Source organism: Pseudochelatococcus sp. G4_1912 (genome assembly GCF_047501465.1).
Classification (GTDB): Bacteria; Pseudomonadota; Alphaproteobacteria; order Rhizobiales; family Beijerinckiaceae; genus Pseudochelatococcus.
Genome location: NZ_JAZDRL010000002.1, coordinates 908,988 through 927,891, shown reverse-complemented (window position 1 = coordinate 927,891; position 18,904 = coordinate 908,988). Strand labels below are relative to the sequence as shown.

The window sequence follows — 18,904 nt, the reverse complement described above, 5'->3', positions numbered from 1 at the left end:
AAGAGGCGGTCTTAGAAAACAGGATGCAATGAGCCTGCTATCCATCGCTCAAACATCGCGAAAGGCCACAATACATAAGCCCCGAAAAGCGCGAAATTATTACTTTTCAGATAGATATCACACGTTAGGTCGCTAGCAATGGTGCCACATCCCTTGTCGTCATCTTCCAGTAAGCACCAAGCCCAGGCACGGCCATCATTTATTGAGCTGTTTACGCCCAAGCTTATCACGGTGCTGCGAGAGGGCTATACACTTGGGCACCTCAAGGCCGATGCCATCGCTGGCCTGACTGTCGCAATTGTTGCGCTCCCTTTGTCGATGGCCATTGCGATTGCTTCAGGCGTCGGGCCAGAGCGAGGACTCTATACGGCAATCATCGGCGGGTTTCTGGTGTCGTTGCTAGGCGGCAGCCGTTTTCAGATCGGCGGCCCTGCGGGAGCATTTATCGTTCTTGTGGCTACAACTGTGGCCACTCAAGGTATTGAGGGCCTCATACTCGCAACACTCTTATCTGGCGTTTTTCTGCTGCTGATTGGTTTCCTGCGATTAGGAACATTCATCAAATACATTCCCTATCCCGTTACAGTTGGGTTTTCCGCAGGTATCGCGGTGATTATCTTTGCAAGTCAGATCAAAGACCTGTTCGGTCTCACGCTCTCCGGGCCGGAGCCCGCACCTATCATTGCCAAGCTGACAGCGCTCACCAATGCCTGGCCCACTTTCAGCGTGACAGCATTGGGGCTATCCATTGGCACGATTGCCATCATTGTTGGCTTGCGCCATTTCCGTCCTCGCTGGCCAGGACTGCTCATAGCCGTAGCGACAGCAGCTTTGCTAACGTGGGCATTCAATATGCCTGTCGATACAATCGGCACGCGCTTTGGCGGTCTTCCACAAGCGCTACCTATGCCGCAAATGCCGGCACTATCACTGGAAAAAATTATCGCTGCACTCCCCGCCGCGATAGCGTTTGCCTTGCTCGGCAGCATCGAGAGTCTGCTATCAGCCGTCGTTGCTGACAGTATGACTGGCCGCCGACATCGTTCCAATTGTGAGCTTGTTGCGCAGGGGGCAGCAAATATCGGCTCAGCATTATTCGGCGGGTTTTGCGTGACAGGCACCATTGCCCGCACAGCAACGAATGTTCGCGCAGGCGCACATGGCCCCGTTTCGGGGATGCTGCATGCATTATTTCTTTTGTTCTTCATGTTGCTGGCTGCGCCTTTGGCCTCTTTCATTCCGTTGGCAGCGTTGGCGGGTGTGCTTGCCACCGTCGCCTGGAACATGGTGGAAAAACATGCTGTCATAGTGCTCTTGCGGACTTCTCGTGGCGAAGCGGTGGTATTACTCGCGACGTTGTTGCTCACCATTTTCCGTGATCTGACTGAAGGCATCGTTGTCGGCTTCTCGCTCAGCGCGCTGCTATTTTTGCATCGGATGGCACAATCGGTGGAGGTAGAGAACGTCCCTTCCCTGCTGAATATCCCTGAAGATCAGGCTGATACAGATGCGAATGGTGCACGCACTCCTTATGACGCCACGCAGGCGAGCGATCCGGATGTTGTGGTTTCGCGCATATCGGGTGCATTCTTTTTTGGCGCAGCAGCAAGCGTGGCAACTATGCTTGATCAGATTGCCCGTGAGCCCAAGGCTTATGTAATCGATTTTTCGGCAGTCCCTTTTCTGGATTCAACCGCCGCCGCGACGATCGAGGGCTTTGTACGTAAAGGGCATGCGCGCGGTGCAATCATTTCGATTACCGGTGCCCGCCCAGGCGTTCGGCGCACACTTCTCCTGCATGGCGTTCACCATCCGATGGTGCACTTCAAAGCCACCATCGAAGACGCCATCCACGATGCACGCGCAAAACTTCAGCTTGATCAAAACAATTCACTTTAAGTGATTTATGGAGCGCTCCCCAAAATGTGATTGGGCGGTTTTCTCGTATTTATCTGGGGAAGCCCGCCTAACCATCGGCAATTAAGGCCAAAAATCTCATGTATTTGGCGGCTAATCCCCATGAACGGAAATGTTGGTGACAGAAAGTTTACCATCCCATGTCATGGGTTGAAGGGAGCCACTCTGATAAACTCCAGATATCCATGAGGGTGGCACAAAATTGATGATTATGTCCGGCGGCGCTCGCCGGCTGAAAGGGTATGAAGCGACAATGATTCGAATGACTTCGGCACGCCCCCTCGCGGGTCTTCTCGCAGCCACGATCCTCGCCTTCGTACTGCCAGGTGCAGCGGCACAGGCGCAGGCGCCGGCAGGTTCACGATTGGCAGGCACGTTCTCGGATTGGAGCGTCTACACCTCACAGCAGGGCGGCAATAAGGTTTGCTACGCCGTAACTCAGCCCAAGGTACGCCTGCCTGCTGGCCTCAACCGCGATCCGGCTTACCTGTTCGTGTCATCGCGCCCTGCTGAGCGCGTGCGCAATGAAATCAGCTTTGTGATGGGCTTCCCTACCCGTCCGGGTCAGGATGCCGAGGCAACTGTCGATAGCCGGAAATTTGCTATTGTTACCAAGGATGCGAATGCCTGGATCAAAGATCCAAGCCAGGAAGCTACCGTGCTGGCAGCCTTCCGCTCTGGCTCGAAAGTGATTATTAAATCAACTTCAGCACGTGGCTCCAACCTTACAGACGAATACTCGCTCTCAGGCGTCAGCGCGGCTTTGCAGCAACTCGCTCGCGAATGCCCCTAGGATGCGCCGATCTGCGCGCCAGGGTGGCCTGCATATGGCAATCCTTTGAACTTCCAGTGCTCACGTTGACGTAAACTGCGCTCCGGCTTTCAAAGGATCACCATTTTCGGCTCACCCTGACACGAAGATCAACGTATCCCCTGTTCATTTTTGTGGGGGTGTGCTATAGGCGCGCTTTCCTGAGTGAGCAGGGCTGCCAGAATGATTAAGGCTGCCCATTTTTATAGGGTAGTCCGAGCATCAGGTTCGGCAGTTGGGGTCTATAGACAATGACAGCGGTTGCGCTGGACATCACAAATAATAATCTGGCGGCAAACAACTTATCTGTAGGCGCACAAGCCTCGGATATACCTGCTGCTGTGGCATCTGCCATGCGCCCTTCTCTTTTAGGGCTTACGCGGCACGGCCTTCATGACGCGCTCGCCTCCATTGGTGTACCTGAGCGCGAGTTGAAGATGCGCGTCACGCAATTGTGGCACTGGATTTACATGCGCGGCGTGACCGAGTTTGAAGCGATGACCAACATCGCCAAGGGCCTGCGCACCACACTCGCTGAAAATTTTACACTTGCGCGTCCCAGCGTTGTCACGGAACAAGTATCCACCGATGGCACCCGCAAATGGCTCATACGGATGCCCGCCACCGGTCCACATGACCGTGGAGCAGAGATTGAGTGCGTTTACATACCGGAAGTTGATCGCGGCACTTTGTGTGTATCCAGCCAGGTTGGTTGCACGCTGAATTGCACCTTCTGCCACACGGGAACCCAAAAGCTGGTTCGTAATCTGACAGTGGCCGAAATTGTTGCGCAAGTTGTTGTTGCGCGCGACTGTCTGGGGGACTGGCCGGATGCATCACCACCAGAAAACGGCTTCGTGCCAACCGATGGTGGGCGCTACGTCTCCAACATCGTGCTTATGGGCATGGGCGAGCCGCTTTACAATTTCGACAACGTTAAAGATGCGATGGATGTCGTTAGCGATGGTGAAGGCTTATCCATCGGGCGGCGCCGTATCACGCTATCAACATCTGGTGTTGTGCCGATGATTGAGCGCGCGGGTGAGGAAATCGGCTCCATGCTGGCGATCTCACTGCATGCTGTGCGCGATGATCTGCGCAACGAGCTGGTACCACTCAACAAAAAATACCCCATCGCGCAGTTACTAGACGCCTGCCGCAACTATCCAGGCGTATCCAATGCCAAGCGCATTACGTTTGAGTATGTAATGCTGAAGGGTGTCAATGACTCACCCGCTGATGCACGCGAACTAGTCCGCCTGCTCAAGGGCATTCCGGCGAAGATTAACCTGATCCCGTTCAACCCCTGGCCCGGCACCAAGTATGAATGCTCGGACTGGGAAACGATTGAGCGTTTTTCGGACATTGTGTTCCGTGCTGGCTATGCCAGCCCTGTCCGCACACCACGCGGGCGTGATATTCTGGCTGCCTGTGGCCAGCTAAAGAGCGAAACAGAAAAAATGCGTGCGCGCGCCCGCCTCATGCTCGAAGCAGAGAGTGAAAATGCGAACGCTGAGGAAAACGCTGACAATTAATCATACGGCCATTGTTTTTCATAAAAATTCAGCTTTGATTAACCATGGCCGTCAGGGTGGATGGCGTTTGATTTGAATTGAACGCTGACTACCCCAAATAATCAGAATGAGAGCGGGTTACTCCGCAACTTAGTTTCCTGGCAAGGGCAGAGCGCATTACACGCAATGCTACCTTGCGAAGAAAACGGAAGATCAGATTTGATAAGCCAAACTCAGAGGATTTCAGGAATGGCGGTATCTTCACGAAACCGTCTATTCATTGTTATCGGCGTCATTCTTGTCCTTGCACTTGCTTTTGCTGGTGCGCGCTTCATGAATGTTCCTCAGGCTGAAAGCCGTGCCGCAAATGCCTGGGGCGAGGTTGAACGCCAATACCAACTGCGCGCGTATCTAACGCAAGACGTCATTGATGCGGTTCGCGCGGTAAATCCGGCGCAGGTTGATCTGGTGACGGCTCTCGAAGAGAAGCGCCAGCAAGTAATCCGCTATCCTTTTGATGCACGCGCTCCACATCGTGATGAGCAGTTCCGGGCTTTTATGGCAACGCAGGATGCGTTGTCGGTTGAGCTTGGCAAGGTGCTTGATCTAATGCAGCTATACCCTGAGCGACGCGCCCAGCCGCCCATCAGCTCAGTGCTGGCGCGCTTGGCACAAAGCGAAATTCGCATTGTTATGGCGCGCAGTGATTACATACGCGCGGCAAAAACTTACAACCGGCTGGTCACGAACATTCCAACACGTTGGTTTGCAGGATTAGTAGAGCATGAGACCGTGCCGATGATTGTCAGCTTCGACATGTCGGCGCCTGCAAAGAGCTGATCAATATATCTCTATAGCGCTTGCGTCCGGTTGAGTAACAGTCCGCTTCGGCGTATGGTGTGTCTTGATATTCAAGGATGCAGCGCGATGACAAATGATGTTTTGACAGATCCTCAGCCGGCAATAACCGCTGCAGTGCTGATTATCGGCGATGAGATTTTATCGGGCCGAACACAGGATCGCAACACAAGTTACATCGCACAATACCTTACTGCACTTGGCATTGATTTGCGTGAAGCACGCACCGTACCAGACGTTGAAGACGAAATCATCAATGCCATTAATGCATTACGCACCCGCTATACTTATGTATTTACAACCGGCGGCATCGGCCCCACGCACGACGATATCACGGCTGATGCTGTGGCACGGGCCTTTGGTGTGCCTATCGTGGAAAATCAGCAGGCAATAGCATTACTGCTTGAATACATCCGGCCGGAAGATATGAATGAAGCACGCAAGCGTATGGCGCGGATCCCCGTAGGTGCACGACTTGTTGCCAATCCAGTCTCCAAAGCACCAGGCTTCTGGATTGAGAATGTTATAGTGATGGCAGGTATTCCAGCAGTCATGCATGCAATGCTGGATAATGTGGCACCAGAACTGACAACGGGCGTACCTCCGCAATCATATACAGTCCGCGCAGAATGCAAGGAAGGTGATGTCGCGGCAGGACTTAAAGAGATTGCGCTTGCATACCCTACGGTATCCATAGGCAGCTATCCATTTATGGAAAATGGAATTACAGGCACAAATCTGGTTCTACGTTCGCGCGATACCCTTACACTGGCAGCCGCGCATGATGATGTCATCGGTCTTGTAACGAGAACGGCTTCGCATAAAGACAACCGCTTTTAGCGCATGCATTTTTGCCACTTGTATGGCTTCTCCTTAAGGCGTTGCGCTCATGCAGCACAGGTTTGGTTTCGTGGCGCTATCAGTTTCGGCCTATAGACAATGACCCGAATGGGGAGTAACTGCGTTTTTTGAATTTTCAACGTAAGGCAGTTTACGCAAATGACGTCGGCTTCTCAAAAGGCATTTCCGGTATCGTGGGATCAGTTTCATCGTGATGCGCGCGCACTTGCATGGCGGCTGCATGAAGCCGGCCCTTTCCATACGATCGTCTGCATCACGCGTGGTGGCCTTGTGCCGGCCGCAGTCATTGCACGTGAGCTTGAAATCCGGGTAGTCGAAAGTGTCGGTATTGCGAGTTATCACGATTACTCGAACCAGGGCGAGCTGAAGCTGATCAAGGATATTGCGCCATCTATTCGTGAGACCAAAGGCAAGGGCGTGCTTGTAATTGACGACCTCGTTGACACTGGCAAAACTTTGGCACTCGTTCACACATTTCTTCCTGAAGCGCATTACGCTGCAATGTACGCCAAACCCCAAGGGCGCCCATTGGTGAATACGTTTATCACTGAGGTATCGCAGGATACATGGATTTACTTCCCATGGGATATGGGGCTGACATTCCAGCCACCCATCCGCGAGGGCGCGGCTGGCTAAACAGCAGCCATATGCCAATTTTCGCGTGGGTCAGATAGAAATGCGAATACCTTTTGTGTGTAAAGTGCTCCTTTCGCCATAAGATGCCGCTTTGGATATTGACCCGCGCGCCTCAAATCCGTATTTGATACTCAGCTAGCGAATCTAGTGTCATGTCGTGAAAATGATACTGATACATAGTAGCTGGCAAGGCTTTGGTGACCGAGCGTTAGCTCACTCTTTAGAACAATTGCTCTAAATCTCTCACCATAAAAATGTGCTGGTAGCTCAGTCGGTAGAGCATTCGACTTTTAATCGAATGGTCGTGGGTTCGAGTCCCACCCAGCACACCACTCCTTTTTTATTGTATTGTTTTTTTTGATTATTTCGGATTAAAGTCCAACTTTTCTGCCGCCTCAAAATTAGGTTGGACGTTCTCTGATCTTCGATTCGCTCCGAAACGTCTCCTCTAAATTTACAATTAGATTGATCTCCACGACTGCATCTGACACAATTTCGCACTCATCAGATGTATGCCTGCATGATGCTGATAAAATGCTGAATGCGTTAGAAACCGCGGCAATGATGGACTAGGATAGCAATCTTACAGGCACGTCTAAAAGGAATCTGATAATGAATGAAGCGTTAATAAGCCTCATAGAGGCAGCAAAAAAGGTGCCCCAAACAGATAGCGACCGAGAAAAGCAGCGGCGCAGTTTCGCGTATGGGAATACCCATTTCGAAAATGATATGATCACGCGCGAGATGGTTAATCGCATAGCTAAGCAGATGGCAGAGAAAAAGAAAAATGGCTGACAAGCTCCGTCGTCATAGCGTTGCAACAGAAGCATATCTTATTAAAGATGACCAAGCACGGGCCGAAGCAGAAGCCCGCAATGGCCTCCTACAGTATGACTATGCCTTACGCATGATAATGGATGCCATTGAGAAGGGCAGCGCATGGAAGCTGCGCACTTCTGCACTTCTCGCACTGCATCGTGAAGCCCTACAGGGTATCAGTAGCTACGCGGGGAACTTTCGCCCTGCAGCGGTTATGATTGAAGGCAGCAATCATAAACCTGTTGATGCGCATCGTGTTCCAGAGTTGATCGAAGAACTCTGCGACTACGTTAATGAAAATTGGGAAAACAAAACAGCTATTCATTTAGCATCATATGTAATGTGGCGCTTAAATTGGATACATCCATTTAGCGATGGCAATGGCCGCACCTCACGTATGGTTTCCTACGTTGTGCTTTGCGTAAAGCTTGGCCTCGCCCCACCTGGCCACAACACAATTCCTGAACAGATTGTTGATAACCGGATTCCTTATTTTGATGCGCTGGAGGCTGCTGACAAATCAACCAAAGATGGCCCCCATGACCTTTCACAAATGGAAGAGCTAATAGAGAGTATGCTGGCGAAGCAGCTTGCAAGCGTCATGGAAACAGCAACCGGTAAGCAATTCCTACCTCGCTGAACCACTTTAATCCCTATTGCTACAAGTTAATCCGGCAATATTAGGGCTGCGCTCAGAAACTAGAATCAATCTGCAAAAATGCGGTCATACCCATTACATGGGGGTAGAGTAGGCAGCTGCCGATCTGGGCGCTAAATTTCTATTCTAGATAAGCTAGAGCAAAAAAGCCGCTGCCCAGCGCAGATGCGGCAGTCAGGCGCGACTTGCAATCAACCATCAGAAAAATGACTCGATTTATTGGCAGTGTGACCTGAAATTCTATGAAAGCGTTATATCACAGCACCGAGTAAACAAATCGGATATAATCAACTGCCACATAACCTTTAAGCGTTTTCTTCCTCAGGCATGATCCATACCGTCACCAACAGTATCTTGACATATCGATCGAAATACGCATGCGTCTTCTACTGTCGATCTGGCCTTCTTGACCTCTTCTTTCATGATATGCACTGAATAGCCAATCTAAACAGAAATCAAATAACTTCCTGCCAGCAAGATAAATGCTGACGCTCACCGACTAAGATCACTCGCATCGCTTGCCCATGGAAAAACTTACTCATTGTTTTTTATTATGATACTCTACCTACTTAGAAGCTAAGTAGCTTACAGTATATCCGAAACAACTCAATATAGATGAAGAAAAATGGCAAAATCACGGCTCACATTTTTTGTATTCATCAGGAGTTATGACGATAATTTAAAACAATCAAAATATTCATGCATAATAGAAAAAAGTCACATAACATGGTGCTAGTTTATTGATTCGAAGGAGTTCGAATGGAGATCGTCAAGGAAGGAATCGACGACATTCTGATCGAGCTCTACCAAGCGTTAATCGAGCATGGGAAGGTCAGCTCAGGAACGAGAGGCGAAATAAAAGAGATTCTTGGGGTACTAGTAACAATTCGTAACCCCTGCGCGCGTATTAGTTGCTCAGAGAACCGAGGCAAACCTTTCAGCGCTTTGGGAGAGCTAATCTGGTATCTCAGTGGCTCTAATAGGTTAGACTTCATTCAAGCCTACATAGATAAGTACAAGGATGACGCCGAAAAAAACGGCACCCTGCATGGCGCTTATGGCCCACGCCTCTATAAGATGCGAGGCAAGATCAATCAGCTCAAAAATGTTATTAATCTTCTGAAGAGGCATCCAGATTCTAAGCGTGCCGTAATACAGATATTCAACGCAGAAGATATCACTGGAAACTTTAAAGAAATACCATGCACAACAACGATGCAGTTTTTCGTGCGACAAAAAAGACTCTATTTATCCATTACGATGAGATCGAACGATGCATATTGGGGACTCCCACATGATGTATTTTGTTTCACTATGATGCAGGAGATTGTTGCCCGTCAACTTGGCTATGAACTCGGAGAGTACTATCACTACGTTGGTAGTATGCACATCTACACCAAGTACATCGATCAAATACAATCCTACATCAATGAAGGGTGGCAGCGAACCTCAATTATGCCCAGCATGCCACCTGTCGATCCATGGCCAAAAATTAAAAAACTAATCAAAGCTGAGGCGGGGGTGCGCAACGGCAAGTCCATGCAGGCAGACAACGAGATGAAGGCAGCGTATTGGGCAGATCTTCTACGCCTAGTACAAGTGTTCTGGGCGTCTGGCAACGATGAACTGTTAAATAAATTGAAGCCTGAATTCAAGAACAAGGATTACCGTACATATCTTGAAACGCGGCGTCATATGAAACAGCGGCTGGATGACAATTCAGGGTAAGGTTTTGACAACTATGTGGCCATCGAGACTTAATGAGAAGAACCGCCTTAAATCTGCTATTCAGCTGCATGCTATTGAAGTTCGCGCGCTACCCGGTATTGTAAATGAGAATGCTCTCGAAACCTTTGCCATGCAGCTAATAGCCAGTATCCGGCGTGAGGATTATTATCGCATAATAAAAGAGAGGTCTATATCCACTTACAGAGCTGACCCCAACAATTCGATGTTCGATGCTGAACGCGCAGTCGCCTATCACCTACAGAAAGGCAATTTAGAGGAGGCTTGTTGGCTAATTTTCCTGATGACACACTTTGCACGCCCTGCGGATACGGGCTGGCTCCGGTTGCGTGATGTCTATGGGAAACTGGGAGAAAGTATTTGGTCATGGCAAATTGTCAGCAATACTCCTGAGGTGTTTGTGCAATGGCTGACGGAGAAGTGGACATGTATCAGGGGGAAATTTGGAAATCATCGTAAATATGAAAGCCTCCGTCCGGATTCAAACCGAAATATTGGCCACGTTCTTAAGTCATATATAGAACTTATTGGAATAGACCATACCACTTTCTTCGCAAATGCAGTACATGAAGCAGGCAATAACCCGACAATTATCTTTGATCACCTATATCATAAGATGAACAGTGTCGTGACTTTTGGGAGATTGGCAAGATTCGACTATCTTGCCTTAATCGGACGATATGGAATTGCGCCTATATACCCAGGTTCCGCTTATCTATCAGGAGCAACCGGACCTGCAAGTGGCGCGCGTCTTCTCTTTCTCAACTCTACAAAAGCGGCAGCGCCTATATCTTCCCTACAGAGTTGGCTTGACGCTTTGAATTTGGATATCGACGTCGGAATGCAAGTCATGGAAGATGCACTTTGTAACTGGCAGAAAAGTCCAACAAAATTTGTCCATTTTAAAGGCTAAACAGATACAGCATCGATCTGATCCCAAGTCCAGCGTCTCTTTAGGTAATTAAGCTTTTCGGGGCCAATTTTACGCCATTTCTGCATCTGTCCCACAGTCAACCCCGGAGCGATTCGGAGAGATGCGCTGAAACGTAAAACAGGCATCTTTTCCGGAAGTAACTCCTCAAACTCCGAAGTCCTGTCATCGGGAATTATGCACCTGCGAGCAAAGTCATTGGCCTCATCCTCGCGATGGTCATAAGCAGCCATTTCTCCTTCGACAAATGTATGGGCCTGGTGCAGCACCAAATGGCCAATCTCATGAAACATAGTAAACCAGAAATGATCATCGGACCTATGTCGGAAGCTCATCAACAACATCGCTTTGTCGGGAGCTATCAAACGGGTAGCACCGCTTGCACGGCACCCCTGGGGTGACTTAACCACAACGAGCGCCACTCCAGCTTCAGCAAGCAACGTCCGCAACTTGGGAAGAAATAGCTTTGGTAGCTTCTGGAGCGATAATTTTTTTATGGCTTCTAGCCGATCAAGTAAATTGCCTGGCTCCCAAGGCTTTGTATCGATCAAGTCTGCTTCAATCTCTCCTCGGCGAAGCCACATAAGAACTGCTTCCTCACGCATTTCGTATGCTTGAGTACTTCTAAATGCAGTACTATCAATTAGACCACCGTAACGCTGTTGCCAAACTTTAAAATTAGAAACACCGAAATAGACAAGCCGACGCCGGATTTCTTCTGCACGACGCGCATCTGTCATCTTAAAGGAAATCTTAGCGCCAGGAACGGGAATTTTAGTAATCAAATCATGTGTATCCTCTGGTCGGATACTCGCAATGCTTCTAGCGATAGCCTTCTCAAAGTTTTTTTGTCGTGTAAGCCAAAAGTGTGGAGTAGCGCCAAGGACCAAAGAAAGATTTTTTGCAACAGGTTCGTCGATCTCTTTAGATCCGTCCAATAGGGAGCGGAGCAATAGAATGCCGCCGTCTAACTCCTCTGCAACTTGCTGAGCTGTTATCTGCTTTCGATGCATAATAGCACGAATAGAGTCACCAGGTTTGGAAAACCAGTTTGCCGTGTACTGCTCTTCCATCATTCTTTCCTCTTAATTTCAGTAAGTTTCAAACGCTTAACGCTCGCCCAGACGATCATTCTCTTATCGTCGATGAGGTAAGACTCGCCAACTGGGATAAAGACCGCTACTAGCCCTACTCCGATTTGAACTACAAATGTGTCATCTTTTGCAAAGCTCAGATGAGTATCAAGAATCTCATGCCACTGGGCCACATTATCGAAAGCTTCAGCCTCAGCAAGCAAGTTGAATAGATCCATAGCTAGATGCGGACCTAATTTTTTTTCTGCGACCTCGGCAATACAGCAGCAGTCTCTAAGATCGTTGCTTCCAAATGATATCTTCAAGCCAACCTCTCCCAGGACCGAGAGTCCTCATAGGCTAGAATCTTACTGACAAAGCCGTTCAGGTGCATTATGGAAACGCTGAACCCTTCTTTTTAGATGCTTGCTTGGCACGTATCGTTTCGCCCCTTTCCCAGTTATGAGAAAGTTCGGCCTCCCCCACCCCCTTTATATCAATGCGCATGCATTGCATACTCATGAGCTATTCTAAGATGATTATATTTAACGCGAATCATTTAACCTAATTTCAATATTACCCTATACAACCACAATTACCTTTCAATCTCATCAATCATTATTTTCTAATAACCTTATTGGTCACAATAAACGTAATAAAGGCTATGAAGAAAAATCTTCTTAATGAATTACATTGTCAGCTCAAGCGCATTTCTTTATGATTCAGATAAAATTGCATGATATAGCTCTTCAAAGGTATTATTATTCGAAATAACAGCGTTTACCGCAAAATCTATTTGCTCAGAAACATGATCATGCACTGCCGCAATAATTCCTAACCGATCAACTCTCACCATAACGCCTCCCAATTCCTTGATCGCATCAGCTTCATTCGCAAATCGCACATCGTCAACGACCACATCACCATCAGGAAGCGTTGCCTGCCAAGCACTCAACCATAGATCGGGGGATATCAGATCTCTGCCCCATTCTGTACCAAGTGTCTGCATAGCGTGTCGTGGCGTCTTGCCTCCAAGTAGATCACAGGGGACCTCTTTTAGATCCCCATCCGTATGGCGCTCGTTCAGACCAAGACAATGCAGCATGGCCTTGATCGGCCCCGCCATGCGATGCCGGGTGAAGCCATAATGCTCCACCAGGTAATTTGCTGCCGTTGTCTTGCCTGAGCCAGCCAAGCCCGTAAGTCCGATAATCATGCTGCCTTACTCCAGCCTGCAGGCACCCTGATGCGTGAACGTTCAGGCGTTGATGGATCCTCCAACTGCACATCAAGGCGCTCGCGCAAGCCCCACTTCTGATGCAGCAGGAACAGCCATTGCTTTGGCGGCTCAATCGTCGCGCGGAGACCCGCCGCATATTCCGAATAACCAGGCACAGACCCATTCGATAACACAGCACCGGGATTGGCCGAGGTATGGAAATGGCCATGCAAAATTAGATCCGGCCGACGCCCTGCTTGAGCCTGCTGCGCTTCTACTTTTTTCGTGCCACGCACGATCGGCAGAACCGGCCCGGCAAAGCCCTGCCCACCTCCTGTGCCCATCTTGTCACCATGCGTTAGAAACACAGTGCGACCAAAGATCGGCACAACCGCATCGGTCGCTGTTGTAATTTGGAAGGTCACGCGCTTATCGCCACGGAAACGATCTTCAATCATCGTCGCTGCCATCGTGTCGTAGCTCAAGCGGCTATAGAGCTTGGCTGTGGGCTTGAGCGTTGTACGACCATGATTGCCCGGCACAGAAACGACATGCACTGCACCATAGGTATCGAGCAAATGACGGATGCCTGCCGTGATTTCCTCCACCACAAACCGCACCTGCTCATGCGCTGTCAGCGCATTGGTAATGCGTAGCTCATCGTGGATATCGCCAGAAACCAGATCGCCCCCCAAAGCCACTAACACACCCTGATTATCCGTATCCGAGATCCAGCGTTGCGGGACTTCGCAAGCAGCCGCGAACAGACGGCGCAGTCTGCGGCGGCAGATGTCAACGTTATAACCATTGATACCCATCAGCTCATCGGCATCAATCACTTCACCGGCATGTACGTCGGTCAGCAGTAATCCGACAACAGAGCGCGCCTTCTTTCCTGTTGTTTTGGACATCATCCATTCCGGGGTGCTCACAGGAACATCACGAATACCCGCAAGCTCACCCACTAATGCTTCTGCATCTGCCAGGGATGATTGCAGAACTGTCGCCCGCTTGCGCCAGAATTCAGCGTCCCGAAGCTCACGCCGGGCTTCAGGCGAATCCGGAATAGGCGCGTTCATAACCTTACTTTTATTGCCTTTGAGTCTTTTGATGCGACGGTGGGCTGTACTGACAGAAATACCCAACTCATGCGCAATGGCCTTGGCGTTATAACGACCATTATCAAAGGCATGGCGTTTCATGGCGTCACGTGTTTTGGCGATTGCTTCCGGTGAAAGAGGCTGGAAGTGGTATTCAGCCATGTTTTCTCTCTCCCATAACGATGATTTGTTCATTCCAGTGAGCAGTAGCAACTCAATGCGCACACCTACTCTTTCGGCACAGGAAGCCCTCTCCACTGTTTGGCCCACCGTATGGCAACCTCTGCGAAGGTCATGCCGCAAAGCCCCAGCAGGAAGCCAACAGCGCCATCAAGCCCCGCCGCCGAATAGCCAGCAACGGAAAGCCATTTGCATACGATTGAAGTAGCTGTAGGCGTGCCATATCCGGCCGTCAGGCCACCGACGATGACGGCGCTTGTCGCCTCGATGATTCCATACCGGCCCACGACGAATGACCGGACAATGCCCCCGGCAACGCCAGCGATCAGATGCACCAGCTTGACGCCAAAAGCGGCGGCCTCCGGGTTGCTATGAAGGTAATTCATCAATTCACTCTCCGGCTTATGCATGAGATCAAGCCTGACTATCCAGAATATTTACAATCACTTGCAGCCGTCCCCGGCATATTGACGCCTGATACATCCATACCAATCGACCATCGCTGTGATGCGACGGTTGGCATCACCCCTGCCCGCCCGTTCCCGAGCTGCAATCGCCAAAGGATCGTCACCGGTTTGGGGTGCTCTCACCTTCACCGGACTGGCCCAAACGGGCACAGGCGGTAGGGCACGTTCAGTGCTCGCCGGCATCGATGTCGAGCAGGCTGCGAACATCGGCATCAGACATACGACAAGCAGCACGATCCGACCGCTGTGAAAGCTTGGCTTCCAGCTCATCAACTGTCTCCCGATAACGATTGGTTGTAATGGAGAGGCTTTCAGCCTGCTTATTGGCTTTATTCTCAGCCTTATAGGCAGCCACAAGATCAGCCTGCGCAATGGCCAGTTCAGCGCGAACAGTGGCAACATCGCAGCGTTCTTCGGCCTGGTTAGTTGCGATATGCCACACGCCAATAGCGACAATCGCAGCCAGACCAACCCGCGATGAAAGAACAGCCCAAATGGTGGAAATAGCGGTCATCATGCACGTTCCTCCATGTGGCGACGCGCAAGGAAATACAGCCCTGCTCCAACAGCGGCCACCAAAGCTGCAGCTAATGCCCATTGCAATGGGCCAGAAGAGCTTGATGCAACGGCAACAGATGACAGCACGCTACCAACAGCAGCCAAGTTCTCGCCTGTCACAAGTGGGGACTTCAAAGGCGCGGCAACAACAGGAGCAGAAGAAACGAATGCACCTGTTACCCAAAGGCCAGCTTCAGCAGCGCGACGATTAACCAGCCCCTGTAATCGCCTGCCCCCTGCATTGACCCAGCGCGCGAGCTCGGACGGCACTGAATTATAATCACCCGCGTTAAGCTTTCGCAGCAGCGTGGACTTCTCGAATGCAGCTACGCCAATATTGAAGGCGAACGACACCAACGTACCAAACTGGTTATCCGTGAGCGGAACCTTCACGCCTTGATCAACGGCGCGCTCAAATCGGGCAAGGTCATCCATCAGCAACTTATCGGCTTGCGCTTGCGTGATCTGCATGCCCGGTTTTACATCCGGCCCTGTATGACCATAACCAATGGTCCAGACACCGGCGGAATCGCGATAAGCGTTCAACCGGCACCCCTCCCATTGTTTCAGCTTTCCAATGACGTAAGGCGTGACTTTGCGAGCCATGGCGGCCTCCAGTTATGAAAAAACCCGCACTGTGGCGGGTAAAGAAATTTATCGTTGCTTGGAAATGCCAGTCAGAGCCGCCAATTCAGGGGCTATTTCCTGACCCAATAGGGCCTGTTTCCGTTACGGATATTCGCCTGAATTGCCGGCGTGATAACATCATCCAACGAAAGCCCCCGACTCCATCGCACAGGCTTAACTGTGAGATGTTTCTTTACTTCATTCCTCAGCATGGGCAGCGGATCTAAAGGCAGTGAATTGAACACACGGGGTTCAAGCTGCGACAAGGCAATAGGTGAAAGCTTGTTCAGGATATTAGGAGTAATCTGAATTAGCGTTTCGAGTGAGAGACCATTGATCACGTCAGCAGATAATCCGTTTAGCGTCGCATCGGAAAGAGAATTCAGGACATCCCACGACAGTCCTCTGATGGATATTGGCTGAAGCTTATTTAGCTCATCTGGCTGAAGGCTACTTAGTACGTCGTGTGAAAGTGAATTCAGTCTCCCAAAGCCAAGCTCATTTTGAGTAGCCTCCGAAAGCCCCCAAAGTAAATCAAGGGAAAGCAGCTTTACGGCACCACTCGGAACGGCCAGTAATTCTGAAATATCCAGATTGAGAATTGCATCAGGAGAAAGCCGATTTAAGCTATTCACCCTATCCATGATAAAAGCATCGACAGGCATATCCGCCAGAGGAAATGCGGCGGATAATTGCCCCGTAAAAACTCTGGCAATAAGACGACACAACGAATCCCATAATCGCTTCAGCGTGACAGGTATTTCAGCGATCCACCTTACAACCCGTGAATAATTACCCGAAGCCGTTCCTTCATTGGCAATACCAGCGCCAATGCCCCGCATAACCCCGGTTCTTAATTCATGCGTCCTAGCCATACCTTGTTCGCCAACAGGCAGATTGGCTCCCTCACGACGTGGCGCATCATTGGCTAAACTATCAAAATGCATCATCAAATTTTTGGAAACTCACTCATTTGATTAAATGGAATTTTTATCAACAGATCAGGAATACCAGTCACGCTATCGGCCGATCACATCGCCAACACCACGTGCAATATCACCCCACCCATCGTCGCGTGGCAGCGAACAGGCGCAAAGGGCAAGCGCAAGCACTGCCGCAATGGTCAAGCGGATCATGATCATCTCCAGATTTTTGAGGGAAACGATTAATCCAGCGACAAGTCTGGATCGTAAGGAAACTGCGCTTCAGGCTTCACGGATTTCTTGACCGACTTCTTTTTGGTTTTACCGCTCTCCACACCGCGCTTGCCCGACACCCGTGTGGTGTAGCCAGACTTGCTGAATTCGTGCGTGACGGTATCAACGGTCCATTCCAGATCATCAACACCAGGGCGCACACCTAACAATCGACAGGGCACGCCAGCTTTCAGATCCGGATTACCGATCACGGAAAACTCAATCGTATCAGAGCCAGCCTGTTGCTCACGCGCCTTGGCTTTGGCAGCCTTTTTCGCCTCATCTTCAGAAGCGTAGGTTTCGGGCAAGCTGTAAGACGCTGATGCGTCTTCATCAGACTCGATCTCGACCTCTTTGCGCTTTTGCTGGCCCTTGTCCTGATAACGCGCCACCACGCGCTTATGCTTGCCACGATCAGCAAAACGCACACGGCATGAACCTGTCACCAGATCAGACCGGTTGATGACAAGAACCGTCATTGCCTTACCAGAGCCAGAGTTTCCTGCGCCTCGTTCAGCAAATACCAGCTTGCCATCCTTAAATGACACCAATGCTCCATGCCGCTCACCAAGGCGCGTTAGCAGGTGCATATCAGATTCATCCATCTGCCCCAGCCATTCATAACGAATGCTTGAGACCTCATCAGAAACGCTTGGCGTCATACCATGATCGGCAGCAACCCCCTGCACGATTTCGCCCAGTGTCTTGTTTTCCCAGTGACGGGTTTTTTGCTGCTTCAGCGTATCCCGCATATCAGCCGATTTGCCCGTAATAGTCATGCGATACGGCGCAATATCCAGCTGCACGGAATCGACTACGAATGCGCCATGGTAACGCTCACCAGTCTCCCGATAGCCAAGCCACACACGGATTTTGGCTCCCGTCTTGGGTATCTCCAGAAAAGGATCACCGTCGAGCAGCTCAACACTCACCTCATCAGACTCATTCCCAGCCTTGTCAGTGACGGATAGACGGATAAGCCGCGCCCAGAAAGCACCCGTCACCTGTTTGCCATTGACCTCGATAGTCGCACTTGGATGGTGCATTATGCCACCTCAATCCCAAAGGCTGATGGTTTGCTGCTGACGATCCGGCGGCAGGATATCTGGCAAGATGATGATCACACCGGCTTTATAGGGCTGGGGGATCGCGGCCAGTCCGGGATTGGCCGCAAGAACCGCTTCCGCTGTGCCTTTGTGCTGGCCATACTGGCGCCAGCAAATCAGGTCCAGAATATCGCCATCGATAGTAGTGATCGAGGTTGCCATCAGAAGAGCCCCGTGCTTTGCGAACCTGGCTGCGAACTCGATTGCGCAAGCGATCCCGCCTCTTCATAACGGCGCAGATCAATACTCCAGGCGTTTTTGCGCGGCCGGCCGAGGTGATCCATGAAAGCCCGATCTTCGCTGATGCCATTGATCACCTGCATCCCGAAGATGCCGCCATCAAGCGACACCAGCATCAAAGGCTCGCCGGATATCGCAGCTGCGCGTAAGCCTTCAAGTGAAGCATCGCCGCCAAATTCATGCGGAAACAACACGCCACGAATGCTCATGCCTTCACTTTTGGGGCCAGTCCATTGCAGTGCTTCGAAACGATCCACCACTTCAATGGATGCCCAGGAAGTATCGAGGTTGCGCGTGACATCGGTGTAGCCAAATCCGTGTGCTTCAAACGCATATGGGCCAAGCGACATGGAAACCGGTCCGGCCATGTGATTGCCTTTCATTTTC

21 protein-coding genes and 1 tRNA gene are annotated in these 18,904 nt (G+C 50.5%); 11 read left to right on the top strand and 11 right to left on the bottom strand.

Annotated elements, in window-relative coordinates:
* The first annotated feature begins 138 nt into the window (after positions 1-138).
* From VRZ32_RS11455 to VRZ32_RS11405, 11 genes are all read left to right on the top strand, one after another.
* Positions 139-1,899 (top strand): SulP family inorganic anion transporter, encoded by a 1,761-nt coding sequence (locus tag VRZ32_RS11455; RefSeq protein WP_414525858.1) that lies wholly within the window; start codon positions 139-141, stop codon positions 1,897-1,899.
* Between the two features lie 223 nt (positions 1,900-2,122).
* Entirely contained in the window at positions 2,123-2,710 is a 588-nt protein-coding gene (locus VRZ32_RS11450) for an invasion associated locus B family protein (protein WP_414525857.1), read from the top strand.
* A gap of 371 nt (positions 2,711-3,081) precedes the next feature.
* Entirely contained in the window at positions 3,082-4,263 is a 1,182-nt protein-coding gene (gene rlmN, locus VRZ32_RS11445) for a 23S rRNA (adenine(2503)-C(2))-methyltransferase RlmN (RefSeq protein WP_414526203.1), read from the top strand.
* A gap of 228 nt (positions 4,264-4,491) precedes the next feature.
* Positions 4,492-5,082, top strand: coding sequence for a LemA family protein (locus VRZ32_RS11440; RefSeq protein WP_414525856.1), 591 nt, complete (start codon positions 4,492-4,494; stop codon positions 5,080-5,082).
* Between the two features lie 87 nt (positions 5,083-5,169).
* Positions 5,170-5,940, top strand: a complete 771-nt coding sequence (locus tag VRZ32_RS11435; protein WP_414525855.1) for a competence/damage-inducible protein A — start codon at positions 5,170-5,172, stop codon at positions 5,938-5,940.
* A 159-nt stretch (positions 5,941-6,099) separates the two neighbouring features.
* Positions 6,100-6,597 (top strand): xanthine phosphoribosyltransferase, encoded by a 498-nt coding sequence (gene gpt, locus VRZ32_RS11430; RefSeq protein WP_414525854.1) that lies wholly within the window; start codon positions 6,100-6,102, stop codon positions 6,595-6,597.
* A gap of 256 nt (positions 6,598-6,853) precedes the next feature.
* Positions 6,854-6,929 (top strand) — tRNA-Lys (locus VRZ32_RS11425).
* Positions 6,930-7,209: 280 nt separating this feature from the next.
* Entirely contained in the window at positions 7,210-7,392 is a 183-nt protein-coding gene (locus VRZ32_RS11420; protein ID WP_414525853.1) for a hypothetical protein, read from the top strand.
* Entirely contained in the window at positions 7,385-8,056 is a 672-nt protein-coding gene (locus tag VRZ32_RS11415; protein ID WP_414525852.1) for a Fic family protein, read from the top strand. The genes VRZ32_RS11420 and VRZ32_RS11415 overlap by 8 nt, the downstream gene beginning before the upstream one ends.
* Before the next feature lie 777 nt (positions 8,057-8,833).
* A complete protein-coding gene (locus VRZ32_RS11410) occupies positions 8,834-9,802 on the top strand; it encodes a thymidylate synthase (RefSeq protein WP_414525851.1) in 969 nt (322 codons plus the stop codon).
* On the top strand, positions 9,786-10,733 hold the full coding sequence (locus VRZ32_RS11405) for a hypothetical protein (RefSeq protein ID WP_414525850.1): 948 nt from the start codon (positions 9,786-9,788) through the stop codon (positions 10,731-10,733). The genes VRZ32_RS11410 and VRZ32_RS11405 overlap by 17 nt, the downstream gene beginning before the upstream one ends.
* On the opposite strand, the gene VRZ32_RS11400 is transcribed toward VRZ32_RS11405, so the two are convergent.
* From VRZ32_RS11400 to VRZ32_RS11350, 11 genes are all read right to left on the bottom strand, one after another.
* Positions 10,730-11,827, bottom strand: a complete 1,098-nt coding sequence (locus VRZ32_RS11400) for an ImmA/IrrE family metallo-endopeptidase (protein ID WP_414525849.1) — start codon at positions 11,825-11,827, stop codon at positions 10,730-10,732. The two genes, VRZ32_RS11405 and VRZ32_RS11400, sit on opposite strands and share 4 nt — an antisense overlap.
* Positions 11,824-12,150 (bottom strand): hypothetical protein, encoded by a 327-nt coding sequence (locus VRZ32_RS11395; protein WP_414525848.1) that lies wholly within the window; start codon positions 12,148-12,150, stop codon positions 11,824-11,826. Before VRZ32_RS11395 ends, VRZ32_RS11400 begins: the two co-directional genes overlap by 4 nt.
* 389 nt (positions 12,151-12,539) lie before the next feature.
* Entirely contained in the window at positions 12,540-13,040 is a 501-nt protein-coding gene (locus tag VRZ32_RS11390; protein ID WP_414525847.1) for a deoxynucleotide monophosphate kinase, read from the bottom strand.
* The gene (locus tag VRZ32_RS11385) at positions 13,037-14,305 is read right to left on the bottom strand and encodes a winged helix-turn-helix domain-containing protein (RefSeq protein WP_414525846.1); all 1,269 of its coding nucleotides are present in this window, start codon (positions 14,303-14,305) and stop codon (positions 13,037-13,039) included. Before VRZ32_RS11385 ends, VRZ32_RS11390 begins: the two co-directional genes overlap by 4 nt.
* A gap of 65 nt (positions 14,306-14,370) precedes the next feature.
* Positions 14,371-14,709: a hypothetical protein gene (locus VRZ32_RS11380; RefSeq protein WP_414525845.1), complete on the bottom strand. Its 339-nt coding sequence runs from the start codon at positions 14,707-14,709 to the stop codon at positions 14,371-14,373.
* A gap of 247 nt (positions 14,710-14,956) precedes the next feature.
* Positions 14,957-15,307, bottom strand: a complete 351-nt coding sequence (locus VRZ32_RS11375; RefSeq protein ID WP_414525844.1) for a hypothetical protein — start codon at positions 15,305-15,307, stop codon at positions 14,957-14,959.
* Positions 15,304-15,954, bottom strand: coding sequence for a lysozyme (locus tag VRZ32_RS11370; protein ID WP_414525843.1), 651 nt, complete (start codon positions 15,952-15,954; stop codon positions 15,304-15,306). Before VRZ32_RS11370 ends, VRZ32_RS11375 begins: the two co-directional genes overlap by 4 nt.
* A 92-nt stretch (positions 15,955-16,046) precedes the next feature.
* Positions 16,047-16,925, bottom strand: coding sequence for a hypothetical protein (locus tag VRZ32_RS11365; protein ID WP_414525842.1), 879 nt, complete (start codon positions 16,923-16,925; stop codon positions 16,047-16,049).
* Between the two features lie 215 nt (positions 16,926-17,140).
* Entirely contained in the window at positions 17,141-18,217 is a 1,077-nt protein-coding gene (locus VRZ32_RS11360) for a phage late control D family protein (protein WP_414525841.1), read from the bottom strand.
* 9 nt (positions 18,218-18,226) lie between these two features.
* On the bottom strand, positions 18,227-18,439 hold the full coding sequence (locus VRZ32_RS11355) for a tail protein X (RefSeq protein ID WP_414525840.1): 213 nt from the start codon (positions 18,437-18,439) through the stop codon (positions 18,227-18,229).
* Complete coding sequence (locus tag VRZ32_RS11350; RefSeq protein ID WP_414525839.1) at positions 18,439-18,885, bottom strand: phage tail protein; 447 nt, start codon at positions 18,883-18,885, stop codon at positions 18,439-18,441. The genes VRZ32_RS11355 and VRZ32_RS11350 overlap by 1 nt, the downstream gene beginning before the upstream one ends.
* Positions 18,886-18,904 lie beyond the last annotated feature (19 nt).